We start from the raw sequence: 9,370 nt of genomic DNA, 5'->3' as shown, positions 1-9,370 counted from the left end.
ACCCGGTCCCAATCAGCATGCGCCAACTTAATAAGGATTTCTCAAGAACAAAGGACTTCGTCGCCAGCAGCGCCGCCGCCCTCGTCAGTGAGCGGTTTATAAATCTAACCAACCAAACAAGTCAACAGCCAATTTAAAAAATTGTCATTTTTCCGTCTTGCTGCTGTCATGAGCTTCGTGGTGGTGCGCCATCACGATCAAGCCGATCTTATTGCCGAAAGCGCGGAAAGGCTTCCATCCGCAGGGCGGGCCTTGATAAGGTGCGGGCATTGAGGTTGGAGCCGAACATGCTGGTATTGAACGAAGAGCAGACCCGAAACGCGCTGCCCTGGGCTGACCTAATCGAGGCGGTCGAGACGATGTTTCGGAGCGACTGCGTCATGCCGGTACGTCATCATCATGATATGGAGGTGCCCGGCGGGACATCTGCAGTCATGCTGCTCATGCCGGCCTGGCTGCCCGGTGAACATGTCGGCGTCAAGATCCTCAACTTGTTTCCCGACAACCACCTGCGGTCACTGCCGACCATCATCGGCAATTATCTGCTTTCCTCCGGGACCACCGGTGAAATGCAGGCAATTATCGAGGGCGGAGAGCTGACCGCCCGCCGCACGGCGGCGACCTCGGCGCTTGCGGCCAAATACCTGGCCCGAGACAATGCCGAAACCCTGCTGATGATCGGTACCGGCCGGCTGTCGCTTAACCTCTGCCAAGCGCATGCGGTGACGCGGCCGCTGAAGCGCTTCCTGATCTGGGGGCGGAACGGTGAAAAAGCCGAGGAAACGGCGCGGGAAGCAAGAGCCCTGGATCTCGATGCGGCGGTCGTCGAGGATCTGGAACGGGCCGTTTCCAGCGCCGACATCATCTCCTGTGCAACGCTGTCGCACGAACCCCTGATCCGCGGTGCCTGGCTGAAGCCGGGCGTGCATCTCGATCTTGTCGGCGCCTACAAGCCCAGCATGCGCGAAAGCGACGACGAGACGGTGCGGCGCTGCTCCCTGTTTGTGGATACGCGCGCCGGCGCCCTCAAAGAAGGCGGCGATCTCGTCCAGCCGATAGAGGCAGGTGTGATTTCGAAAGAGAATATTCGGGCGGAGCTGGCGGAGCTGGCCCGTGCGGCACATCCGGGGCGCACAAGTCCGGAAGAGATCACGCTTTTCAAATCGGTCGGGGCCGCTCTTGAGGATCTCGCCGGTGCCATCCTCGCATATCGGCATGCCAGCGGACGGGTTGCCCATCCATGAGCCTTCCGCCCGAAGCGGCAGAGCCGGTCATGATCCTGCCGCCACTGCCGATCACGCAGGTCCTGCCGGACATGACCGCAGCGCTCGCCAAGGGCAATCGGGCTGTGCTTTCGGCGCCGCCGGGCGCCGGCAAGACCACGCTGGTGCCGCTGGTGCTTCTGGACGAGGCCTGGTGCACAGGCAAAATCATCCTGCTCGAGCCGAGGCGGCTGGCGGCACGGGCGGCGGCCTCGCGCATGGCATGGCTCTTAAGCGAAAGCGTTGGCGATCGGGTCGGCTATCGCATGCGGCTCGACAACCGGATTTCGGCCATGACGCGGATCGAGGTGGTGACCGAGGGTGTGTTTGCCCGCATGATCCTCGATGATCCTGAGCTGAAGGGGGTTTCCGCCGTCCTCTTCGACGAATTCCACGAGCGCTCCCTGGATGCCGATTTCGGCCTGGCACTGGCGCTCGACGTCCAGGCGGCCCTGCGGGAGGACCTTCGGATCGTCGTCATGTCGGCGACGCTGGATGTGGAGAGGGTGGCGCGCCTGCTCGACAATCCGCCGGTGATCAAGAGCCAGGGCCGCAGCTTCCCGATCGACATACGATACCGGGACCGGCCGCCCCATGAGCGGATCGAAGAGACGATGACCCGGGCGATCGTCGAGTCGCACCGGGCAGAAGCAGGATCCATTCTCGCATTCCTGCCGGGACAGGCGGAAATCCGCCGCACGGTGGAACGGCTGGAAGGCAAGTTCGGCTCCGAGACGCTCGTCGTGCCGCTTTATGGCAATCTGAGCCAGAAGGAGCAGGATCTGGCGATCAGGCCCGCCGCGCCGGGCACACGCAAGATCGTGCTGGCGACCTCGATTGCAGAAACCTCCATCACCATAGACGGTGTGCGGATCGTCATCGACAGTGGCCTGCAACGCCTGCCGGTCTTCGAACCGGCGACCGGCATTACCCGGCTGGAGACGGTGAAGGTCTCGCTTGCCTCTGCCGACCAGCGCGCCGGCCGCGCCGGCCGAACCGAGCCCGGGATCGCCGTCCGCCTCTGGCATCCGGGTCAGACGGCCGCCCTTCCACCCTTTTCGCCGCCGCAGATCCTGGCCAGCGATCTTGCCGGTCTGGCGCTCGATCTTGCTCATTGGGGCGTGCAGGATCCGGCCAGTCTTGCCTTTCTCGATCCGCCACCGGCGCCGGCATTGAAAGAGGCGCGCGCGCTGCTGCGGCAGCTCGCTGCCCTCAATTCTTCCGGTGGCATGACGGAAAAAGGCAAGCTGATGCGCGATCTGGCACTGCCGCCGCGCCTTGCCGCCATGGCGATTTCCTCGGCGGAACAGGGCTTTGCGCAGCAGGCCTGCCTGCTCGCCGTGCTCTTGACGGAGCAGGGCCTGGGCGGCACGGACGTGGATCTCGACGAGCGACTTCGTCGGTTCCGCATGGAAAAGGGCGAGCGGGCCGAGGCGGCGCGCAAGCTGGCGGCCAGGATTGCCTCTGACCTGCCGAAGACAAAAAGAGCGGCGGACCGAGGCGCGGCCGCGGGGCATCTGCTGCTGCATGCTTATCCGGACCGCATAGCGCTGCAGCGCGGCGGTCGAGGCCGGTTCGTCATGGCCAATGGGCGTGGCGCAGAGCTGCCGGAAACGGATAGGCTGGCCGCTGCACAAATGCTCGTGGTCGCCGACCTGACCGGGAGAGCGGCGAAGGCGCGCATCCTGGCGGCAGCTGAGATCAGCCGTTCAGATGTGGAGGAGGAGCTTTCGGACGCCATAATGGAAGGTGCGGAATGCTTCTTCGATGCCGGCAGCCGGGAGGTGCGGGCCCGCCAGGTGCGCAGGCTGGGCGCCATTATTTTTAGTGAAAAGCCCTTGCCTCGCCCCGTGGGCGAAGAGGCCGCGCGAGCCCTGGCAGAAGGCGTGCGTGAGCTGGGGCTCGATGCGCTCCCCTTCTCGAAGGACAGTCTGCAATTGCGGGCACGCATCGGTTTTCTGCATCGGTCGATCGGCGAGCCTTGGCCGGATGTCAGCGACAAGGTACTGCTGGCCCGGCTTGACGACTGGTTCGTTCCGTTCCAGGGACGCGCTTCCGGGTTGAACAGCATCGATCCGGGAAGCTTAAGCGAAGGCTTACGTTCAATGATCCCTTACGAGTTGGCGCAGGACCTCAACAAACTCGCACCGACCCATTTCGAGGCGCCCACCGGGCAGCGCCATGCCATCCGATATGACGGGGAAGAGCCGGTCCTGGCAATCCGCGTGCAGGAATTGTTCGGACTGAAGAGCCATCCGGCGGTGGCGGGCGGCAAGCTGCCGCTGGTCCTCGAATTGACATCGCCTGCGCACCGGCCCATCCAAACCACGCGCGACCTGTCGGGTTTCTGGGCAGGCTCATGGAAGGATGTCCGCGCCGAGATGCGCGGCCGCTATCCGCGGCATCCCTGGCCGGAAAATCCAGCCGAGGCCGTGCCGACGACACGTGCGAAACCGCGGGGGACGTGACAGAATGCCGCCTACGGGCAAGGCGGCGGGCAGGATAAAGCAGTGCCACGTGGAGACGATCAAGAAAGACCATATCGGAATGCCTGCCAGCAAGACAGCAGCGGCCTTGCCGCCGCCCCCCCAGTTCAGCGATTCCAGCCGGCGAATGAGGCTGCAGACCCTGGTGCGGCTGCGCTGGCTGGCAGTTGCCGGCCAGACGACAACGGTGCTGGCGGTGAGCCTCGTTCTGCGGTTTCCCCTGCCCCTGATGGAAGCGGCCATTCTCGTTGCGGCCCTGGCGGCAGCCAATCTCCTGCTGGCTGCCTGGTTTCCGGCCACTCACCGGCTCGGACCGAGGTCAGCTGCGGCTTTGCTGGGCTTCGACCTGCTTCAGATGGCGTCGCTGCTGTTTATCACCGGCGGCCTGGGCAATCCCTTTGCGCCGCTCATCTGCGTCCCCGTCATTATCTCCTTTGCCTCCCAACCGATCCGGCACTCCGTCGTGCTCATCGTTTTTGCACTTGCCTGCACCACGGTGCTGGCTTTTTCGCCCTATGATGTGCCCTGGCATCCCGCGGAGACGCTGCGCATCCAGCCGGTCATGCAGCTAGGCGTCTGGTGCTCGATCGCATCGATGATGATCTTCGCGGCCTTCTATGCATATCGCGTGTCGCGGGAAGCCACCCTGCTGGCCGATGCGCTCGCGGCCACCGAACTCGTGCTTGAACGAGAAAAGCATCTCTCGCAACTCGACGGCTTGGCGGCCGCAGCCGCTCACGAACTGGGGACGCCGCTTGCCACGATCAGCGTGGTCGCCAAGGAAATGGAACGGGAACTGGGCAAGGACGAACGGTTTGGCGAAGACGTCCAGCTGTTGAGGAGCCAGAGCGAGCGCTGCCGCGACATTCTTCGCCGCCTCACGTCACTATCGGCCGAGAGTGAAGAACATATGCGGCGGCTGCCTCTCTCGTCCATGATTGAAGAAGTGATTGCTCCGCACAGGCAGTTCGGCATCGAGATCGAACTGATCGACAAGAATGACCGCGCAACGGAGCCGGTCGGCACCCGCAATGCCGGCATCCTCTATGGGCTCGGCAACCTTGTTGAGAATGCCGTCGATTACGCGAACAGCAAGGTGATCGTTACTGTGGAGCATGGCCCCGAGCGGGTGGCAATCACCATAGAAGATGACGGACAAGGTTACGCTCCGGATGTTCTTTCCCAGATCGGCGAACCCTATATGACGAGGCGGCCGAAGGAAGATCAGCGTGCAGGCGGATTGGGGCTCGGGCTCTTCATCGCCAAGACGCTGCTTGAGCGTTCCGGCGCCTCGATCCGGTTCGGCAACCGCCTGACCGGCGAACCTGGAGCCCGTATCGAGATTGTCTGGCCGCGCTCTGTCATGGAAGCGCGCGATACGAAATAGGTTCACGCTGACGCACCTTAAGTGCCATAATGCAGAGACAGCGGGCGTCAGAGCTTGCGGAGAACAGATCATGGATACGCAACCAGAATATTCGCAGGATCAGGCCGCCGCCATGCTCGGCTCGGATCCCTCCCTGTTAATCGTGGACGACGACGGACCTTTCCTCCGTCGTTTGGCCCGCGCCATGGAAATGCGTGGCTTTTCGGTGGAGACGGCGGAATCGGTTGCCGAGGGCATTGCCAAGTCCAAGGCACGCCCGCCCAAATATGCGGTATGCGACCTACGTCTAGGTGACGGCAACGGGCTCGACGTCATCCAGGCGATCCGCGAGAACCGCGAAGATACCAAGGTTATCGTCCTCACCGGATACGGCAATATTGCAACGGCGGTGACGGCGGTCAAACTCGGCGCGCTCGATTATCTGGCAAAACCCGCCGATGCGGACGACATTTTTCATGCCCTGACGCAAAGGCCGGGTGAAAAGGCTGACGTGCCGGAAAATCCAATGTCGGCCGACCGAGTGCGCTGGGAACATATTCAGCGGGTCTATGAAATGTGTGAGCGTAATGTTTCTGAAACCGCACGCCGTTTGAACATGCACCGCCGTACGCTGCAGCGAATTCTGGCCAAGCGGGCGCCGAAATAGTCACATATCGTCGAAGCTCTTGCCGTTAGCCCATTCCGCCAGCAGCAGGCGATGGGCGGCCGCACGCGAAAAGGTGAGCATCATCGCTTTGCGGGTGGCCGGCGACAGCTTGTGTTCCGGCGCCTCGCGAAGCAGGTGGGCTCCATATCCGTCCGAAAGGAAGAGGCCGCAGTCCTGCGGGAAGATGTCGAGCGGCACTTCCTTATGCGTGGCAAAAAACAGGCGGTCGCAATGCGCCCGGTAGTCGGGCCATTTACGGTCGACACGGAAGTCCTCGATGGAGGTCTTGATCTCGACAATCCAGATCTCGCCTTTTTCCGATACCGTAACCAAGTCGGCCCGCCGGCCGCTGGCCAGCACGAGTTCCGGCAAAATGGCATGCCGCATGTCGTGCAGAAGCAGCTGTATGCCCTTGCGAACCATCAGGGCGCGCGCAGACTGGCGTCCATCGATCAGGGGATTATTACTAACGATGTTTAGTATGGTCATAAATTCCCGCTCAGGCTGCTGCACATGTTGCAAAAACGCCATGGCTTTTTTCAATTATTGACCGGCTCGTTCCTGATGCACTGCAGCAGCTTGCTAATCCGAAGCTTATGGAAAATAACCGGTTTGAAAGGTGCTGAAGCACCGATTTAAATCGATTGTTCATCCCAAGAGATATCCATGCGCTTTTGCAATAGCATGCTCGCACTCGGCCTGTTGGCACCTCTCGCCCTGGCCGGCTGCTCTACGACGTCCGACACCGCACAGGCCGACATGCCTGTGCGTGTTGAAACCGCCCAGATCTTTACCGATTCGTACGGTTCGGTTACCGATGCAGGTTACACCCTGCCGGCAATCCCAATCAACCGCGTGGACAAGAAGTTCGTGCGGCAGATCGTCAATTATGACACGGTCGAGAAGCCAGGAACGGTGATCGTCAATACGCGCGAGCGCTTCCTTTATTATATCCTGCCGGGTGGTCGCGCGATGCGCTACGGCATCGGCGTCGGCAAGCAGGGATTTGCCTGGTCCGGCACCGCCTATGTCGCCTGGAAGCAGGAATGGCCGACATGGCATCCGCCCAAGGAAATGGCAGCTCGTCGGCCCGACATCGCTCGTTATGTTGAAGCCGGAATGGGGCCGGGTCTCAGCAACCCGCTGGGCGCGCGCGCCATGTATCTGTTCAACGAAAAAGGACAGGACACGCTTTTCCGCCTGCATGGCACGCCGGAATGGGCCTCGATCGGAACCGCCGCATCCTCGGGATGCATCCGCCTGATGAACCAGGACGTGATCGACCTGTATAGCCGTGTCCGTCCGGGCCGCCAGACGAAGGTCGTCGTGATCCAATAAATGCCCGCTAAACCGGGTTAGGGAAAAGAAAGGCCGCTGGATGACATCCGGCGGCCTTTCTTGTTGTTCGGTATCAGGCCGATGCCTTGGCCTTTAGTTCTAGGCGCCGACGATGGAGGACCGGTTCCGTATAGCCATTCGGTTGTTCCCGGCCTTTCAGCACCAGATCGAGTGCTGCCTGAAAGGCCACCGACCCATCGCAGTCGCGAGCCATGGGCCGGTAAAGCGCATCTGCGGCATTCTGGCCGTCGACAACAGCTGCCATGCGCTTCATCGTCTCGCGAACCTGCTCTTCCGTTACCACCCCGTGATGGAGCCAATTAGCCATGTGCTGGGCGGAAATCCGCAGTGTCGCCCGGTCTTCCATCAAGCCGATATTGTTGATATCGGGCACTTTGGAGCAGCCGACGCCCTGATCGACCCAACGCACGACATAACCCAGAATGCCCTGGGCATTGTTATCCAGCTCGCGCTGGATTTCCTCAGGCGTCCAGTTGGGCCTTGTGGCAACCGGTACGGACAGAATATCGCCAAGCTTGGCGCGCGGCCGGCTCTTCAACGAGGCCTGGACGGCTGCGACATCCACCTTGTGGTAGTGCGTGGCATGCAAAGTCGCTGCCGTGGGAGAGGGAACCCAGGCCGTATTGGCGCCAGCCTTGGGGTGGGCGATCTTCTGTTCCAGCATTGCCGCCATTAGATCCGGCATGGCCCACATGCCCTTGCCGATCTGGGCGTGACCGGAGAGGCCGCATTCCAGGCCGATATCGACATTCCAGTTTTCATAAGCGGCGATCCAAGCCGCCTGCTTCATGTCGCCTTTGCGGATCATCGGGCCGGCTTCCATTGAGGTATGGATTTCGTCGCCGGTGCGATCGAGGAAGCCGGTATTGATGAAGACGACGCGCTCGCGTGCCGCGCGGATACATTCCTTGAGGTTTACCGTCGTGCGGCGCTCCTCGTCCATGATGCCCATCTTGATGGTATTGGACGCCATGCCGAGCGCCTGCTCGACGCGTGCGAAGATCTCGCAGGCAAACGCCACCTCTTCCGGGCCGTGCATCTTCGGCTTGACGACATACATCGAGCCTTCACGCGAATTCTTGCGGCTGCCGTCGGCGCCGATGTCATGCAGTGCGATCAGCGCCGTGATCATGGCATCCATGATGCCTTCGGGAACCTCCTGCCCCTCGGCATCGAGGATGGCAGGATTGGTCATGAGGTGGCCGACATTGCGGATGAGCATCAGCGAGCGGCGCTTGAGCATACGAGAGGAGCCGTCAGGAGCAGTGTATTCGGTGTCTGGATTGAGGCTGCGGGTGAAGGTTTCGCCGCCTTTCCGGATTTCCTCTGTAAGGTCGCCCTTCATCAGGCCGAGCCAGTTGCGGTAGACCGCCGTCTTGTCCTGCGCATCCACGGCCGCAATGGAATCCTCGCAGTCCATGATCGTGGTCAATGCCGATTCGAGCCAGACATCGGAAATCTTGGCAGGATCGGTCCTGCCGATCGCCGCCGTCGCATCGATGAGGATAGCAATGTGCAGGCCGTTCTTTTTCAAAAGGATCTGCATCGGCTCGTTCGGTTCGCCGAGGTATCCGGCAAATTGGGTGGCATCCGCCAGCTCGACAGTGGTGCCATCCTGAGCCGCCGCTTTGAGCCGGCCATCGGCAACGACAAAGGACGTCAGCGCTGTCCAGCTTGCACCCGTAAACGGCACGGACTGATCCAGAAAATCCCGCACCCAGGCGACCACCTTGGCACCGCGGGCTGGATTATATCCCTTGCCCTTTTCTGCACCGTCAGCTTCCGGAATGGCATCCGTTCCATAAAGCGCATCATAGAGCGAACCCCAGCGCGCGTTTGCAGCATTGAGAGCATAGCGGGCATTCATGACCGGAACGACCAGCTGCGGTCCGGCAAGCTGTGCGATTTCCGGATCGACATTCTCCGTCGAAACCGTAAATGCCGGGCCTTCCGGGAGAAGATAGCCTATCTCGCGCAGAAAGGCTTCGTAGGCGGCGAGATCGGACGGAGCGCCGTTTTGCTTGTACCAGTTGTCCAGCTGCTCCTGGAAAGCATCCCGCTTGGCGAGAAGGTCGCGGTTTTTCGGGGCAAGATCGTGCACGATATTGGCGAACTCGGAGAAGAAGCGCTCGGCATCGACGCCGGTGCCGGCTAGCGCCTCCTCGATCAGGAACTCGTAAAGCTCGCTGTCAATCGAAAGGCCATTCTTTTCGATGCGACCCATGTGTAA

At 61.4% G+C, this 9,370-nt stretch carries 7 protein-coding genes; 5 read left to right on the top strand and 2 right to left on the bottom strand.

What is annotated here, in order from left to right; all coding sequences use genetic code 11:
- Positions 1-287: 287 nt before the first annotated feature.
- The 4 genes from lhpI (at position 288) to E2F50_RS21590 (ending at position 5,781) form a co-directional block, all read left to right on the top strand.
- Complete coding sequence (gene lhpI, locus E2F50_RS21605) at positions 288-1,244, top strand: bifunctional Delta(1)-pyrroline-2-carboxylate/Delta(1)-piperideine-2-carboxylate reductase (RefSeq protein ID WP_133318255.1); 957 nt, start codon at positions 288-290, stop codon at positions 1,242-1,244.
- Positions 1,245-1,273: 29 nt separating this feature from the next.
- A complete protein-coding gene (gene hrpB, locus E2F50_RS21600; protein WP_133318269.1) occupies positions 1,274-3,730 on the top strand; it encodes an ATP-dependent helicase HrpB in 2,457 nt (818 codons plus the stop codon).
- Positions 3,731-3,809: 79 nt separating this feature from the next.
- On the top strand, positions 3,810-5,135 hold the full coding sequence (locus E2F50_RS21595; RefSeq protein ID WP_133318268.1) for an ActS/PrrB/RegB family redox-sensitive histidine kinase: 1,326 nt from the start codon (positions 3,810-3,812) through the stop codon (positions 5,133-5,135).
- A gap of 70 nt (positions 5,136-5,205) precedes the next feature.
- A complete protein-coding gene (locus tag E2F50_RS21590) occupies positions 5,206-5,781 on the top strand; it encodes an ActR/PrrA/RegA family redox response regulator transcription factor (protein WP_133318254.1) in 576 nt (191 codons plus the stop codon).
- Here E2F50_RS21590 and E2F50_RS21585 read toward each other — a convergent pair whose 3' ends face one another.
- On the bottom strand, positions 5,782-6,270 hold the full coding sequence (locus E2F50_RS21585) for an MmcB family DNA repair protein (protein ID WP_133318267.1): 489 nt from the start codon (positions 6,268-6,270) through the stop codon (positions 5,782-5,784).
- A 177-nt stretch (positions 6,271-6,447) separates the two neighbouring features.
- Here E2F50_RS21585 and E2F50_RS21580 point away from each other — a divergent pair, with 177 nt between their 5' ends.
- On the top strand, positions 6,448-7,119 hold the full coding sequence (locus tag E2F50_RS21580; protein ID WP_133318253.1) for a L,D-transpeptidase: 672 nt from the start codon (positions 6,448-6,450) through the stop codon (positions 7,117-7,119).
- Between the two features lie 73 nt (positions 7,120-7,192).
- On the opposite strand, the gene E2F50_RS21575 is transcribed toward E2F50_RS21580, so the two are convergent.
- A complete protein-coding gene (locus tag E2F50_RS21575; RefSeq protein WP_133318252.1) occupies positions 7,193-9,364 on the bottom strand; it encodes a malate synthase G in 2,172 nt (723 codons plus the stop codon).
- Positions 9,365-9,370: the final 6 nt, after the last annotated feature.

This window comes from Rhizobium deserti (assembly GCF_004358025.1).
GTDB classification, from domain to species: domain Bacteria; phylum Pseudomonadota; class Alphaproteobacteria; order Rhizobiales; family Rhizobiaceae; genus Neorhizobium; species Neorhizobium deserti.
This window is presented reverse-complemented; position numbering and strand designations above follow the sequence as displayed.